Origin of the sequence: Chryseobacterium sp. WX, from assembly GCF_029542485.1 — a bacterium.
GTDB lineage: Bacteria > Bacteroidota > Bacteroidia > Flavobacteriales > Weeksellaceae > Chryseobacterium > Chryseobacterium cucumeris.
In genome coordinates this window covers 181,111-196,112 of the sequence record NZ_CP120710.1, presented here as the reverse complement: position 1 = coordinate 196,112, position 15,002 = coordinate 181,111, and the positions used below count along the sequence as shown (strand labels likewise).

The window sequence follows — 15,002 nt, the reverse complement described above, 5'->3', positions numbered from 1 at the left end:
TTCTCATCACCACCACTTTTCCCTATATATCTACATATCTACCTATTCACTTATTTACAAATAAGTTGATAATTTCCTACCGTTATTTCAATATTATTCCCCAATTAGTGTTATAAATATACATAATTTATCATGTTCCTTATGAAATAAACGAGTTATTTCGCAAAAATGTAACATTCAAATAAAGTAATGTAATATTCCCCCTTAAACAAGCACTTTTTAAAATTGACAGACTGCATTTATATGCTTTTCTGATCAAAAAGTATATGTTTTGTTTATAATAAGACTATCTGAAATGAAAATTGTTACAGATAGATGAGATCGTTTTAAAATTTTAATAAATTATTTAAAACTCTGTTGCTAAAAAATTATCTCCATCTTTGTATACTGATGTAAATAAAAACCTGATCAGCATGAATATTATTAGCTATCGAAAACTTCTTCCCGAAGAAAGCAAAACATACCGCGTAATCCGTCTGGAAAGTCTGGAAAAGTTCCCGGAATCATTTGGAGCCAACTATCATGAAGCCCTGAAAATTGAAAAGTTCCAAATAGAAAGTGATATTGAAGAACAAACTTTTGGAAGATTTGTTTTGGGTGCCTACGCAAATGATCTGCTTATAGGCATATGTACTTTTGTTAAAAGTGACAAAAACTCTGGTACAATTTACCAAATGTATGTAAAGAAGGAGTTTCAAGGAAAGAATATAGGTCAGGGATTGATTGAAGCTGTTATTCATGAAGCAGGCAGACAATTTAATGACATTGAAATTCTTTTAGAAGTTGCCCCTGGAAATGATAAGGCTTATAATTTATACAGAAAGACAGGATTTTTGGAGGTAGAAAAAACTTCTGCCCAAGATAGCAGCCATTGTATCATGATGAAATATATGCCTAAAAAAATTGAATAACATCAGAATCCTGATCCAGAAACCAAGTTCTGCATAGTTAAATATTGTAATGGAATTAGGGTATTTACTAAATTTAACAAAGAAAAGGGATACAGCTCTAAGCACTACAATGTATCATTATTTTTTTAAGTTAAATTAAAGCATGAAAACGGAAAACTTTGAAACAATATGTGATGATGGTGTAAAGCTTAAAGGTATACTTCTTATTCCGGATCATCCTAAAGCAGTAATTCAATTTAACTGTGGTACGGGAACAAAAAAAGAATTCTATTTGTCTTTTCTCACCTATCTTGCTGAAAATGATTTTCTGTGCTGTCTTTGGGATTACAGAGGAAGCGGAGATTCTTATTCCGGAAATCTGAAAACCTGTGAATTTACCTTTTCAGATTATGGAATAAAAGATATGCCCGCCATCAAAGTTTTTTTAAATAAAAAGTTTCCCGATCTTCCGTTTATGATTGTAGGGCACAGTGCCGGAGGCCAGCAAATCGGATTTATGAAAAATCTGGATAATGTAAAGGGAATGATCAATTTTGCCGTATCTGCAGGTTATTATATGAATATGCCGTTTTCATACAGAATGAAGGCTTATTTTTATTTTTATATTTTTACTCCCATAAGTGTTCTTATGACAGGATATGTAAAAGCCAAAACCTTTAGAATAATGGAAAACCTGCCCAAAAATGTTGTATATGAGTGGCGAAACTGGCTTGAAAAAAAAGATTACTTTTTCGATGCTCAATTTTATGGTACTACTGTTCCTATAGGACATTTCAAGAATTATACATTCCCCATTCATCTATTCTGGACCACTGATGATACGATATCCAGCCAGAAAAACACTGAAACATATTGGCAGCACATTGACAGTAAAGAAGATATCACTTTCACAAAACTGGTTCCTTCTGAATTAGGATTAAAAAAAATTGACCACTTTGGTTTTTTCAAAAAAAATATGAAAGACAGGCTTTGGATACATGTCGTAGATAAACTAAATCATTTTATTTAACCATGTAATTCCGAATGTATTCATCTTAACTTATATTAATATCACAAAATTAAAATCTCAGTATAAAGAAAAACGGACAAACCATTATAAAATAGTTTGTCCGTTTATTGTGACCCGGCTGGGATTCGAACCCAGGACCCATACATTAAAAGTGTATTGCTCTACCAGCTGAGCTACCGAGTCGGTCATTTACTTTTTCAAGCAAATCCCTATGTTTAAGGGACTGCAAAGATAGAAACTTTTTCTTTATTTACAATACTTTCCCGGACATTTTATGCCTTTGATTCCGCTAACTTTTACAATATCAGAGACAAAAATTTTAATGCTTCTGACACAGATATACATTTTAAATTCCAAATCTTGTAAAACGCATGAAAAATAGACTTAAATTAACATTTGTTTATTTTGATAGAATAAAGTTACGATGAGCAACTGCTCAGTTATGTAGGCAAATTACTCTAAAACGGAGACTTTTACAGTTTGTGATTTTCTTAAACAAAAAAAGCTTCAACGTATGTTGAAGCTTTATCAAGTGACCCGGCTGGGATTCGAACCCAGGACCCATACATTAAAAGTGTATTGCTCTACCAGCTGAGCTACCGAGTCGGCCACTTACTTTTTTAAGTAAATCCCTTTATTTAAGGGACTGCAAAGATAGAAACTTTTTCTTTATTTACAATACTTCCCGGACATTTTATGCCTGTGATTCCGCTAACTTTTACAATATCAGACTTAAAAATTTCACGCGTCTTAGGAGGTTCTTAATATAAATTTCAAAAATGCACCCAAAAGGCTTCCGATGAAATTGAAAACTGCAGTGAATCCCTTTGCTACTCGCGGACGATCAGTAAATCAATTTTATTTTCTTAAAATTTGAAACAACCTTACTATCAATAATTTGTTTTTTTCAAATAAATTCACTATATTGATGTATGAAAAAAAATGAACGTCAGGACAATATAACACACGCTGGCAAAATTAACGAACGAACAAAAGCATTGGAAGTCCTTGAAAAAGCAAAAAAAGTACAAGGAAAAATTACATTTCTCCGTCAGGGAGTCGGGAGAAACTTTAAGCCCAAAAATGAAGAGTAAAGCTATTACTGAACTTCGATTGCAAAGTGCGAGTACAATCAACTGGTCCATTAATTTAAATAACCGGCCATTTTAAAACATTATAGCGAACACTATAAATAAAAAACCTGCAAATTATTTTTTGCAGGTTTTTTTGTGTTTTTCTGATGCTTTGATTTTTGCATCTTTAAGATTGTGACCCGGCTGGGATTCGAACCCAGGACCCATACATTAAAAGTGTATTGCTCTACCAGCTGAGCTACCGAGTCGGCCACTTACTTTTTCAAGTAAATCCCTTTATTTAAGGGACTGCAAAGATAGAAAAACACTGCTTAAATCCAAATTATTTAAAACTTTTTTATCATAAATTTTACATTAAAAAAGTCAAACACTTGTTTATAAATTAATTACGCTGTTACTTTTTTAATTCAAATTCTCAGCAAAAATAGGAGCTGGCGGATAATATTGTTTTTTGAGTAAAAAATTTATTTTGGTAAATCAAAAAACAATACTATCTTAGCAACTAAGATAATTAGCAAATAATTTAATTAATGACTAAAAACAATATACAAAATTTTCGTGAAGCCAGCAGAGCATACTCTGACGCCTCAATCTTTATGCATGAAGCCATTGCGAGGAAAGCCGGGCTTTCCAGCACTGATCATAAATATCTGGGACTTATTCTGCAGTACGAATCCATAACAGCAGGTGAAATATCTAAGCTGACAGGTCTTACAACCGGAGCTGTTACCGGATTGATAGACCGTCTGGAGAAAAAGAATCTTCTTAAAAGAGAGTTCACCAAAGAAGACCGCAGAAAAGTAATAATCATACCAAATGCAGAAAACAGCATGAAATTACTCGGTCCTATTTTTGAAGAGCTGCAGCAAAAAACCATGAAACTCGTTTCCACTTTTTCTAAAAAGGAAATAGAAACTATTGAACGTTATTTCAGGGAAGCCACAGTTCTTATGAAAGAAACAACAGACCATTTAAATAACCCATAAATCAATACAATACCATGGAAAGTTTAACAGCAACCTATATAACCCGCGCAGAAATCTGGCTTTGCATCACAACGTTACTTTATTTTCTTATGAACGGGGCACAGATTTTCGAAACTCTCCTATTTGTACCTAAATGGGCTTCTTCCCCACCCGATACATTGAAGCTGCTTCAGGATGAAAATGGAGTAAGCCTGAAGTTTTTTTGGATCATCCTTCACTCTTTGCATGAAATAACCTTTATCCTTGCAATTGCTTTTTGCTGGAAAATAGATCCGGTAAGGAACGGGCTTTTGATTTTACTCATTATCCACGTAGCAGTAAGAGTCTGGACATTAGCTTTTTTTGCTCCGAACATTATACAGTTTCAGAACTTAGCATCTGCCACTTCTGTTTCACAGGAAATCATAACCAGAATTTCACTTTGGAAAACCCTTAATTATATTCGGGTAGCTGTTTATATCGCGGTGTCAATTGGTTTCATTCCTCTTTGTATTAAAGTACTCAGTTTTCGTCAGTAATGACAGGATCTCAATCTAAAATATAAATTTCGCAGATCTCTGATCTGCGAAATTTGCAAATCAACAGATTCTCGTTTAAGCTAAATTTCCAGATTTTGCATTCTGATATTCAAAAATTTCTATAATTGTGTTCATTGTTTTCTGTCCGAGGTGTTTTCCAACCAGATAAAGAGCGGCATCTATTCCGGCTGTGATTCCCGCAGTAGTTATCAGATTGCCCTGATCAATATATCGTATATTCCGGATTACCTTAGTATCCGGATTATGCTGTTCAAGGGCATCCAACAGCATATGATGGGTAGTAACATGATAATCAGCAAGCATTTCCGTCCCTGATAGCAGCATACTTCCGGTACATACCGTAAATATAACTGTTCCTGCATGATAATGATTTTCAATCCATTTCAGGACAGTTTCCCGAAAATCCCTCTCCTGAATATATTTCATAATGTATTCAGGATTTGCTCCCGGAACGACAATCATATCCGGTTTAGGACAGGTATGGATATCATAAGTAGGAATAACAGCCATCGTATTAGCTTCCATATACACCGACTCTTTTGTTTTCCCGACGGTAAAGCAATTGTAGCTGCCGGGTTCCAGAACATTCGCTTTAACAAAAACATCTAAAGGGCCATTTAAATCAAGTGCTTCCACCTGATCATAGATTAAAAATGCTACATTCATTGTCTTGCCGTTTGGTACGTGATTCATAATTTTATTATTTAAGATTATTATTTTCAGATCATAGCACAGGTCTTCCCTGCTGACAATTGATGATTGTCAGTTTTATGTAAAATCAACAAGAAAAAACTATTATTCTGTAGTATTGAATGCCTTCCTGTACTGTGCCGGAGAGAGGGAAATGTTTTTAAGAAATAAGCGGCTGAGAGAAACAGCATTACTCAATCCGCATTTATCAGCTATCATATCGATGCTCATATCAGTATATTCCAGCATATTTTTAGCCTGATCCAGCCTCATTTTTTCGAGAAATCTGCCGGGAGTCATTCCTGACTCTTTTACAAATACCCTGGAAAAGTTACGGACACTCATGTTCAGAAACTCTGCCATATACTCCACCGTAACAGCTTCTCCAAGCTTATCTTTCAATAAATCACGGATTTGTTTTGTAAAAGGAGACATTATTTCATATTCCGGCAATGCATTTCCGAACTGAGACTGTGCTCCGGATCTTTTTAAATACAGGACGAGATGACGGGCAACTTCGGCAGCCAAAGGTTTTCCAAAGTCTTCTTCCAATAGAGCCAATGCAAGATCCATCCCTGAAGAAACACCTCCGGAAGTATAAATTGGCCTGTCACGGATAAAAAAAGGATTAATATTGACATCCAATTTTGGATAAGATTTCTGTAAAGTATCTGCGAACTTCCAATGAGTAGTTACCTGTTTGCCATCCAGCAGACCAGCTTTGGCAAGGATGAACGCCCCTACACAGACAGATCCCATTCGTCTCACGTGAGGAGCTATATTTTGAAGGTAATGATAAATGTCCGGATTGACCTCATCCAGCACGCTCAATGTGGTACCTGCCACCAGTAAAGTGTCTACGGAAAAATCAATATCATAAATAGTATGGCTGCATGATAAAGGCATTCCTGAACCTGAATATATTACTTTTTCTGAAGTTCCGGATACCAGATACACATGATAGCCGGAATCCTGTTTATCATTTAAAAAACGGTTTGCTGATGTAAAAACATCCCATGGTCCGGCAATATCAAGCAGCTGTACCTCTGGCAATGCTAAAAGCACTATATTTTTCATTGCTGTTTTTCGCCCTTCTTTCTTCATATCTCTTTCTGTATGAGTACAAATGTAGAGAGAAAGGATTTTGTCTGCAATGACAAAAAACATACAATTCCGGCCAGAAGTAATCATTATCCTTTATCAAAATAAAAGAGACTGCCTTATCAGACAGTCTCAGCACTCTACTATAAAATTAGCTGACAAGCTATACTTTTTCGATGATTAACATTAAAATTCTCTTACGCGGGAGATAATCTGCGTGATTTTAAATAAAGAGCAGTGCGGTTAAGATATGGGAAAAGGAAAATCAATAACAGTGAGGCGGCAAGAAGCCATACCATGATTTCATAATAATCCATCGCAAAACGGACATGATCCTGAACATTCATTCTGCCAATCAACAGCTTATTGGCAGCTTTAACAGCCTTATCTTCCGGCATTCCGCGAGCAATAAGCTTAGCAGTCTGCTGATGGAGAAAGCTTTTAACTTCCGGATCGACAGCACTTAAATGATCCTGAAAAGCATTATAATGACGACTTTTTTCAAAGAGTTCAAAAAAATTGATCAGGGCAATACTGATACAAAAACCCAGATATCGTATGGCTAATGCTATGGCAGCAGCGGAAGGTCCAATAACAGCAGGAACGGAAGAAATAATATAAATAATCGTCGGAACCATAATCAACCCCACACCTAATCCCTGAAGAAATAAGGGAACATAATAATTGAACTCATCAGCCTGAACATCAAAAGAATAATACATTAATCCATGAAAGATCAATAGCATTAAAAAACCTGGTCCCCAGATATACCGTATATTTTTTTTCTGCAAAACCATACAACAGGCGATAATGACCCCAATAATCAACCCTGCAAGATTGAAAATATTAATATAGGATATATGAAATGGATCTAAATGCAGTTCTGATGCAAAATAGGTATTGACAATTCCTGAAGCAAAACGGCATATATACATCACAAAAAGAATCAGCAGACCTACTTTAAAATTCCGGTATCTGAAAACACGCAGATCAATATAAGGCCTTTTAATAGCCTGCTGGCGAAATACTGATATTCCACCTAGGACAATAATTCCAATGACACTTCCCAAAATCCTGTTATCCTCCAGCCAATAATATTCCTGCCCGAAAATAGTTATATATCCTATGAGCACCAGCATCGTACTGAACAGTCCGAAACTCTGCCAGTCGAGTTTATAGAGATGAAATCTTGCATGGGTTCTGTAGTTGCTCATTGCCAGGGTGAGGAAAATAAGTCCCGGAAGATAGGAGAAGATGGCAGTTTTATAGACGATATTAAAATTATACGAATCTATGAGGTCGGCGGTAATCAGGTTGTTAAACGGCAAAGCACAAATTAATATCCCGAAAAACACTGAAAAGCTGATTTCCCGCCCTCTTTCACTGCTCAGCCGGGTGAAAATAAGGGTGAGAGAAAGGTTTACATTCCCTGCAAACAACATTCCCTGCATAAAACGAACCGGAAACAAAATGTAGACTTCACGGGTGAAATAGCATATCAGACAAGCCAGAATCTGCAATGTGGTAAACAGAAGAAAATATTCTTTTGCGGCCAGAAAACTGAAAAATCGTCTTTCCAGGCTGTAAAAACCTACATACCCTGCATAAAATAAGGCTATTGAAAACTGGATGTCTGCCGGTTCACATCCATAATATCCTGCTGCTGCATTCACATTAGACAGTGGCAGAAAAAAGATAATGATTCCCGGAAGTGTCATTGAAAAAAGAATAATCTTCACCAACCATTCCGGTGCCCATTTTTTGAAATAGGGCATTTGTCTTTTAGCCATTGGAATGCTTTTTATTGGCATAAACATTCACATTCATTCCCACTTTCAGAACATCAATCTGGCTTCTTTGTCCGTCCACTCTAATTCTTACGGGAATACGCTGTACAATTTTTACATAATTCCCGGTGGAATTATCCGGTGGAAGCAATGAAAAACTCGAACCTGTTGCAGGAGAAAGGGAAATAATCGTTCCCTGGAATTCTTTGTCCGGATAAGAATCCGCCACAATTTTCACATGATCGCCGATATGCATGTCTTTGATCTGCGTTTCTTTATAATTGGCTACCACCCATTTATCAGTTTCATTATTGACAATAAAAGCCAACGTTTCTCCGGCATCAATCATCTGCCCCACCTCAACGGTTCTACGCCCCATCCTTCCGTCATAAGCAGCAGTAACAGCGGTATAGCTTACGTCTAGTTTGTGACGGTCCAGCAATGCTTCCAGTCTTGCAATTTCTGCCAGAACAACGGCTTTTTCTGCCCTTATATCATTAATCTTGGACACAGAAGCTGCATAATTATCCTGCGAAGATTTATAATCACTTTCGTTGACATCCAGGGTTGCTTTCACATCTTCAAGGCGCTGTTTGGTAGCAGATTCTTCATCATACAGTTTTTTATATCTGTTATAATCAAGCTGCTGCTTCCAGACCTTTGCTTTACTGGCATCTACCTGAGCCATCGCTGCTGCAGCTTCCTTTTCTGTAGTTCCTGTTGTACTTTCCAATACTCTCAGTTGGGCACGCGCTTTCTGAATGGCTGCCTGAGTCTGTTTTTCCTGTAGAATATATTCACGGTTATCAATGATTAAAAGAGTATCTCCTTTTTTAACTTCCTGATTTTCCTCAAATTTTACGGCAACAATGAATCCACCGGCTCTTGAAATAATCGGGTTGACATATTCCTGAACCTGTGCATCATTGGTCTGCTCATAGGCATAATAATTTTTTAAGGTAAAACCGCCCCAAACAGCAAGTGCGGCAACGATAACAACTGAAATCCATCCTGTGATCTTCGTGATCATTCTATCGGTGGGAGTGTATTTTTTTTTCATTGTTTTATAAAACGCCTGTAATATTTTGTAATAAATAATAATTGTTCTGTGCCATAATTTTAGCCGCTTCCAGTTCAAATTTTGTCTGAAGCAGCTGTATATCTGCATCCAGCAGTTCTGTGATAAGGGAAGTCTGGCTGAAGTAAGTATTTTTGATAATACGTGCATTTTCCTTTGCCTGAGCGACATTGGCTTCTGCCACTTTTATCTGTTCCAAAGCTTCCTGGTACCTTAAATAAGCTTCTTTCACCTGTTGTCTTACTTTATCCTCCGTATCCCTGTGCACTTCCTCTTCTTTTTCAAACTCAAGCTGGGCTGCCTTTACCTTATGGGTATTGTGATAAAGGGAAGAGATGGAAAATGAAGCTTTAATTCCCACAATCCCCAATGAATACCAATACGGATTGTACGGATAAAGAAAAATCTGTGGATTGGCATAATAAAATTCGCCATACATCCCTATTTTAGGTCTTACATTCGCTTTTACCTGTTTCAGTTTGATAATACTCAGCGCTGTCTGCTGTTCAGAAACATGGTAATCAAAAGAATGATCCAATGCCTGTTTCAGATATTCATCATACGTTGTATTCTCATTCCATTGATTAAACGGCGCTTCAGGAATAACAACCTGTTCATCCGGAATTCCAAGAATAATATTCAATTTCTGCATGGCGATGAGGATATCATTTTCTATGGTCACCAGTGCCATTTTTCGTTTTGAAAGTTCAAGTTCAATTCTTAAAACATCACTTTTTAAAACCACTCCGTTTTTATAAAGAGTCTGTATTTCCTTCAGTTGTGTTTTCTGATCATCAATATCCTGCTTGATAAGATCTCTGAAGATTAAGGTTTTCTGTAATTCCAGATAAAGCGATGCTGTTTTGTAGTGAATATCTGAAACGGACTGTTCTTTCCGGATATCCTTAATTTTCTGAAGCGTTTGATTTTCCTTAATCTTAAGATTCAGTTTGTTTCCGTTATAAATATTCAGATAAAAATCTGCTCCGGCTCTGTAAAGCGTATGGATAACTTCATGCTGGGTAGGTTTTGAAAAGATTCCGTTCTCATAGATAGGAATGTTGGACGCTTTTTCAGCAGAGCCTTTGACTTCTATTTCCGGGAGACGCTCTCTTTTTGCATCTTTTACTTCGGCCTCGGCAATGTCTACATTAATGGTATTGATTCTGATATGACGGCTGTTTTCTTCCGCTCTTTGCCATGCGTCTTTTAGGGAGAGTCGTATGGTATCCTTTGTTGGACTGCCGGTCTGCGCTGATACGATGGGGAAAACTCCAAACATCAGCAATCCGGCGACATAAATTTTCATTTGAATTTTTGAATTATTGCACTGCAAATTTATTGGCAATCCGGATATTTTATTTATCTAAAATAGTCAACTTTTACATGATTCCGGCCAAATGATTATATTTGTATTTTCTTTGGTATTTTAAACTTTTTAATGGGATTAATTGCTGCACTTCCGGACATAGATAAAGACGACAAAAGTGTATTTATCATGCATGAAAAATCAGAAAAACTGATTCCTTTTCACAAACATACGAAAGGACAGCTGAGCTATGTGGAAGGGGGTATCGCCTATATTACGATTGACAACAGGACCTATGTGGTTCCGGCAAGGCATTTCTTCTGGATTCCGCAGGGAATGGAGCATATTTTAGAGATCGGACATACGGCAACGGTTTTGCGGTCTCTTTACTTCTATGCCCATGATGATATTTCAGATCCTTTCTACAGCAGACTGGGCATTTATCCGGCATCAGAACTCCTGATTCAGATGATCAAATATTCTGAAATATGGGATGAAAAGCATGTAACTGCAAAAGATGAAAACTTTGAATTTCTGGTAGCATTAAAAAAGATCCTTCCTAAAACCCATCAACAGCCATTACCTATTATTCTTCCTGCCACTCATAACAAACAGATGATGAAAATCGTATCTTATCTGGAATGGAATATCGGAGAAAAATTGACTCTGTCCAATGTCAGCAGCAGATTTGGTTTGAGTGAGCGTTCTCTGTCGCGGCTTTTCAAAGCAGATATGGATATTTCTTTCCTCCAGTATTTAAAAACATTAAGAATCATCAAAGCCATTGAACTCCTTTTAAATACAGACAAACCCATCAATGAAATAGCGGATGACGTTGGATACAGCTCTATCAGTGCCTTTAGTGATACTTTTCATGAGTTTACCCAATCCAGACCTTCTGATTTAAGGAAGAGCAATAAAGCTATTCAGAATTTTACAGATTAAATTGGACCCTGAATTAAATAAAAGCCTTTAAACATTATGCTTAAAGGCTTTATCACTGATTATTACTGTGTCACTTTCATCATCGCATTGGTAATCACAATTTCTTTTTTCCTGGAATAGGTGGAATCAAAGGGCTCCATAACATTGAATAAATACTGATAAAAGGGAGCGATCTGGCGTATATTTTCAGCTTCTTTCCCTGCTCTTTCTTTGTCCATCTGCTGAAGCCCTTTTATGAAGATATTGAATTTTTTGTCGATAGGCTCCATTGCTTTTAAAAGATACGCATGTGCTTTTTCATTTTGCCCAAGCTTTTTGTAGCCTTCAGTAACAGCAGAAACCACCAATGCATATTCCATCGGCTTGGACCTCATCTGTCTTTTGGCTGCTGCTTTCAATGGAGGAGTGAGACTTTGATAATAATCGTATTCTTCAAATATTCCTTTTTTGAGATTTTCTGCCAGCTGAAGCCCCTTTTGCTCCTGCCCTGCAACAATATATCCGGTAACCATGGCGCTCAGTGAACGTGGATCGTTGTATTTTTCAGCAGGAATTTCTTTTGCAGCAAGTTCCAGTAACTCGAGTGCTTTCGCTTTCTGCCCGCTTGCCACAAGTGCAGATACAGCTCTGCTCACCGACATTCTGTAGCCTAAAATATTCGATGTGGCTGTTTCATCATAATAAATACTCAGATCTTTAAAATTTCCCCATCTGAAATTTTTCACCACCTGATAAAGAGATTGGGCATCTACCCTTCCTTTGTCGCCATCAGGCCCCTGAGGCGTATGAATGGGAACCAATCTGTAGCTGAAACCGTCAAACTGCAGATATTCATCCAGATAAAAAATATTTTCACTGTCGTACATCCCGCCTGAAGAGAAACTGATCGGACGTTTCCAATCGAAATTAGCTAACATATCCAGCATCATCAGATTGCTTTTGTAAAGGGTATTCGCTTCATAATTGATCATGATCTGATCTACAGCATCCGGAAGATCGGACTGATTAATAATTCCTGCTTTTACAGCATTTTCTTTGTTGACGGGAAGGATAAATTTACTGACTGGAATAATATTGTATTTTTCATATTGTTTTTCGCCGAAGTACATTTTCAGCAGTTCATCTTTTTCAGACGATTGTAATTTCAGGAATTTCATAGCATCCTTAAGGGTCATTGAATCCTGGGTCAGATATTTTCTGAATTCCTGGAAAGCCGTTTCCGGCGCTCCCTGTTCTTTCAGCATCTGGAAAAGTCCTTCCCAATCTTCTTTTTTCATCAGATACACCTGATCATTGACACCGTCTCTATATTCTTCATGCGTTAATTCACCCGGAATTCCCATGGCATTGTAGGTTCTTCTCTTCACCTGATCAATATTCCATGGAGTGGCCAAAAGGGTAAAGTTGACTGTTTTCACATCATCCCTGAATCTTTCTGTTTCCTGAATAGCCCACACCGGAAAAGTATCATTATCACCATAAATAAAAATGATATCATCTTTAGGCAATGACCGTAAAAATGAATAGGCATAATCGCGGGCTGCCGTTTTTTTGCTTCTGTCATGGGAAGTATAATTCTGGAATCCCATCATCAAAGGAACCCCTAATAAAATAGTTCCCAGAATAATATTGGCAGCATTGGATTTAATCTTAGACTGAATCAGCCAAAGTATGGCTCCTGCTCCCAGACCAATCCAGACGGCAAAGACATAGAATGAACCTACCATGGCATAGTCTCTTTCCCGCACTTCAAACGGTTTTACTCCGGTATAGAAAACAATTCCCACACTGGTCAGAATAAACAGTGAAAGCATCGCATAAAATCTTCCAAAATCTCTGTTGAGCTGGAAAAAGAAGCCAATCAATCCTAAAACTAGCGGCAAAAAGAAAAACTTTACAGTACTTTCATTTTTAAATTTGGCAGGCATATGATCCTGATCTCCCCATAAAGCATTATCAATAAAAGAAAATCCTGATATCCAATTTCCATTGGTATTTTCCATGTGCCCCTGAAGATCATTTTGTCTTCCTGCAAAGTTCCACATCAGATATCTTACAAAGTAATATCCGTTCTGAAATGATATAAAATAATCCATATTCTGAGCGAAGGATGGACGTTGCACCTTAATAATATCATAAGGCTTCACTTTCAGATAATCTTCGACTGTAATAGAATCTCCTTCATATTTTGCTCTTAATTCTTCAAAAATCCTTTTCGCTTCCGGATTGTCTGCAACGTCTTCATTCTCATAATTAAAAGTAAAATCAGGAGCTCCATATAAAGAAATATAGTTTGCCATCACTTCATTATCCTGATTGAACATTCTTGGCATGAAGCTTATATGGGATTTGTTAAACACATAGTTGAAACTCTCCCCCGTTTTTCTGTAGGTCCCGGTTTTTTCATCTTTTTCGTAAATATCTCCGGTAATGTCTCTTTTGTAGCTTCCATCTTCATCTTTTTCCATTCCGTTTTTATCAAGAAAGGCGGTGTAATTCTGTCCGTAAATGGTAGGCCAGTCACCGTATTGCACTCTGTTATAATAATCTCGCATTCCGATGGCCGTATCCGGATCATTAAGATTCATAGGAGGATTAGCATTGGCTCTTATCGGAATCACCAGCCAGCATGAAAACCCGATGATCATATAGACCAGAGATAAAACAACAGTCTGATAGAGCTTTCTTTTTGTTTTCTTCGCATATTTAATCAGAAGATAACTGATGATGATCATGAGAACAAACGCCACCATGGTCCCCGAATGGAAAGGAAGTCCCAGCCCGTTCACGAAGAAGATTTCAAGATTTCCAAACATCGTCATGATCAAAGGAAAAATCATCTTGAATACGAAGGCAAGAATTCCAAGTGTAACCAAATTGGCCACTATAAAACTCTTCCACGAAAAAGTATAATTTCTGGCATAATACACCAGGCATATGGCGGGAATGGCCAGCATACACATCATATGCACTCCTACAGAAAGCCCTATAATGAAGAAAATAAGAATGATCCATCTCTCGCTGTCTACGGCTTTATATTCATTTTCCCATTTGGTAATGAGCCAGACCATCAAAGCAATAAACATGGAAGCCATTGCATACACTTCTCCTTCCACTGCTGAAAACCAGAATGTATCTGAAAACGTAAAGCATAAAGCACCAATCACTCCTGCAAACAGAATTGATATTTCCTCATGTTTTGTCATTTCTTCAACATCTTTATGTAAAAGCCGTCTTAAAAAATGGGTAATTGTCCAGAACAGAAAGAGGATCGTAAATGCACTGAATAAAGCCGACATAGCATTGATTACAATAGAATAATGTTCTGCATTCCCTAATGCAAAAATACTGGCTACCGCTCCCATAATCTGGAATAAAGCCGCTCCCGGCGCATGGGTTACCTCCAGTTTCACAGCTGAAGAGATATATTCTCCGCAATCCCAAAAACTAAGGGAATGTTCTATCGTTGAAAGATAAGTAATAAGCGCAATAGCGAAAAGAAACCATCCCAGTACGGTGTTCCATTTTTTAAAAGACCAGTTTTTCATATCAT

At 37.1% G+C, this 15,002-nt stretch carries 12 protein-coding genes and 3 tRNA genes; 6 read left to right on the top strand and 9 right to left on the bottom strand.

Features of this window, described 5'->3' with window-relative positions; all coding sequences use genetic code 11:
• Window positions 1–413 precede the first annotated feature (413 nt).
• Together PZ898_RS00890 and PZ898_RS00885 are read left to right on the top strand one after the other, a co-directional pair.
• Window positions 414–911 carry a GNAT family N-acetyltransferase gene (locus PZ898_RS00890; protein ID WP_123277851.1) on the top strand — a complete coding sequence of 166 codons (498 nt, stop codon included), beginning with the start codon at window positions 414–416 and terminating at the stop codon, window positions 909–911.
• A 142-nt stretch (window positions 912–1,053) separates the two neighbouring features.
• Complete coding sequence (locus PZ898_RS00885) at window positions 1,054–1,920, top strand: alpha/beta hydrolase (RefSeq protein WP_277694547.1); 867 nt, start codon at window positions 1,054–1,056, stop codon at window positions 1,918–1,920.
• Between the two features lie 110 nt (window positions 1,921–2,030).
• On the opposite strand, the gene PZ898_RS00880 is transcribed toward PZ898_RS00885, so the two are convergent.
• Together PZ898_RS00880 and PZ898_RS00875 are read right to left on the bottom strand one after the other, a co-directional pair.
• Window positions 2,031–2,103 (bottom strand) — tRNA-Lys (locus tag PZ898_RS00880).
• Window positions 2,104–2,453: 350 nt separating this feature from the next.
• Window positions 2,454–2,526, bottom strand: a tRNA-Lys gene (locus tag PZ898_RS00875).
• A gap of 326 nt (window positions 2,527–2,852) precedes the next feature.
• On the opposite strand from PZ898_RS00875, the gene PZ898_RS00870 reads away from it, so the two are divergent.
• A complete protein-coding gene (locus PZ898_RS00870) occupies window positions 2,853–3,014 on the top strand; it encodes a hypothetical protein (protein WP_156106559.1) in 162 nt (53 codons plus the stop codon).
• A gap of 175 nt (window positions 3,015–3,189) precedes the next feature.
• Here PZ898_RS00870 and PZ898_RS00865 read toward each other — a convergent pair.
• A tRNA-Lys gene (locus PZ898_RS00865) sits at window positions 3,190–3,262 on the bottom strand.
• 282 nt (window positions 3,263–3,544) lie between these two features.
• Between PZ898_RS00865 and PZ898_RS00860 the strand changes: the two genes are divergently transcribed.
• Window positions 3,545–4,000, top strand: coding sequence for a MarR family transcriptional regulator (locus PZ898_RS00860; RefSeq protein WP_277694546.1), 456 nt, complete (start codon window positions 3,545–3,547; stop codon window positions 3,998–4,000).
• Window positions 4,001–4,014: 14 nt separating this feature from the next.
• Complete coding sequence (locus PZ898_RS00855) at window positions 4,015–4,518, top strand: transposase (RefSeq protein WP_277694545.1); 504 nt, start codon at window positions 4,015–4,017, stop codon at window positions 4,516–4,518.
• Window positions 4,519–4,593: 75 nt separating this feature from the next.
• Here the strand turns inward: PZ898_RS00855 and PZ898_RS00850 are convergent, their stop codons facing one another.
• The 5 genes from PZ898_RS00850 to PZ898_RS00830 form a co-directional block, all read right to left on the bottom strand.
• The gene (locus tag PZ898_RS00850; RefSeq protein WP_277694544.1) at window positions 4,594–5,232 is read right to left on the bottom strand and encodes a DJ-1/PfpI family protein; all 639 of its coding nucleotides are present in this window, start codon (window positions 5,230–5,232) and stop codon (window positions 4,594–4,596) included.
• Between the two features lie 102 nt (window positions 5,233–5,334).
• Complete coding sequence (locus tag PZ898_RS00845) at window positions 5,335–6,306, bottom strand: helix-turn-helix domain-containing protein (protein WP_277694543.1); 972 nt, start codon at window positions 6,304–6,306, stop codon at window positions 5,335–5,337.
• 221 nt (window positions 6,307–6,527) lie between these two features.
• Window positions 6,528–8,120 carry a beta-carotene 15,15'-monooxygenase gene (locus PZ898_RS00840; protein WP_277694542.1) on the bottom strand — a complete coding sequence of 531 codons (1,593 nt, stop codon included), beginning with the start codon at window positions 8,118–8,120 and terminating at the stop codon, window positions 6,528–6,530.
• Window positions 8,113–9,177 carry an HlyD family secretion protein gene (locus tag PZ898_RS00835; RefSeq protein WP_062670488.1) on the bottom strand — a complete coding sequence of 355 codons (1,065 nt, stop codon included), beginning with the start codon at window positions 9,175–9,177 and terminating at the stop codon, window positions 8,113–8,115. Before PZ898_RS00835 ends, PZ898_RS00840 begins: the two co-directional genes overlap by 8 nt.
• Window positions 9,178–9,181: 4 nt before the next feature.
• A complete protein-coding gene (locus tag PZ898_RS00830; RefSeq protein ID WP_277694541.1) occupies window positions 9,182–10,504 on the bottom strand; it encodes a TolC family protein in 1,323 nt (440 codons plus the stop codon).
• Window positions 10,505–10,636: 132 nt separating this feature from the next.
• Here PZ898_RS00830 and PZ898_RS00825 point away from each other — a divergent pair, with 132 nt between their 5' ends.
• Window positions 10,637–11,449 (top strand): AraC family transcriptional regulator, encoded by an 813-nt coding sequence (locus PZ898_RS00825; RefSeq protein WP_277694540.1) that lies wholly within the window; start codon window positions 10,637–10,639, stop codon window positions 11,447–11,449.
• A gap of 62 nt (window positions 11,450–11,511) precedes the next feature.
• Here PZ898_RS00825 and PZ898_RS00820 read toward each other — a convergent pair whose 3' ends face one another.
• Window positions 11,512–14,997 (bottom strand): DUF2723 domain-containing protein, encoded by a 3,486-nt coding sequence (locus tag PZ898_RS00820; protein ID WP_277695622.1) that lies wholly within the window; start codon window positions 14,995–14,997, stop codon window positions 11,512–11,514.
• Window positions 14,998–15,002: the final 5 nt, after the last annotated feature.

What these genes read in the sequence shown, in the direction of transcription:
- PZ898_RS00890 (WP_123277851.1), top strand. Translation starts at nt 414, where the DNA reads ATGAATATTATTAGCTATCGAAAACTTCTTCCCGAAGAAAGCAAAACA.
- PZ898_RS00885 (WP_277694547.1), top strand. Translation starts at nt 1,054, where the DNA reads ATGAAAACGGAAAACTTTGAAACAATATGTGATGATGGTGTAAAGCTT.
- PZ898_RS00870 (WP_156106559.1), top strand. Translation starts at nt 2,853, where the DNA reads ATGAAAAAAAATGAACGTCAGGACAATATAACACACGCTGGCAAAATT.
- PZ898_RS00860 (WP_277694546.1), top strand. Translation starts at nt 3,545, where the DNA reads ATGACTAAAAACAATATACAAAATTTTCGTGAAGCCAGCAGAGCATAC.
- PZ898_RS00855 (WP_277694545.1), top strand. Translation starts at nt 4,015, where the DNA reads ATGGAAAGTTTAACAGCAACCTATATAACCCGCGCAGAAATCTGGCTT.
- PZ898_RS00850 (WP_277694544.1), bottom strand. Translation starts at nt 5,232, where the DNA reads ATGAATCACGTACCAAACGGCAAGACAATGAATGTAGCATTTTTAATC.
- PZ898_RS00845 (WP_277694543.1), bottom strand. Translation starts at nt 6,306, where the DNA reads ATGAAAAATATAGTGCTTTTAGCATTGCCAGAGGTACAGCTGCTTGAT.
- PZ898_RS00840 (WP_277694542.1), bottom strand. Translation starts at nt 8,120, where the DNA reads ATGGCTAAAAGACAAATGCCCTATTTCAAAAAATGGGCACCGGAATGG.
- PZ898_RS00835 (WP_062670488.1), bottom strand. Translation starts at nt 9,177, where the DNA reads ATGAAAAAAAAATACACTCCCACCGATAGAATGATCACGAAGATCACA.
- PZ898_RS00830 (WP_277694541.1), bottom strand. Translation starts at nt 10,504, where the DNA reads ATGAAAATTTATGTCGCCGGATTGCTGATGTTTGGAGTTTTCCCCATC.
- PZ898_RS00825 (WP_277694540.1), top strand. Translation starts at nt 10,637, where the DNA reads ATGGGATTAATTGCTGCACTTCCGGACATAGATAAAGACGACAAAAGT.
- PZ898_RS00820 (WP_277695622.1), bottom strand. Translation starts at nt 14,997, where the DNA reads ATGAAAAACTGGTCTTTTAAAAAATGGAACACCGTACTGGGATGGTTT.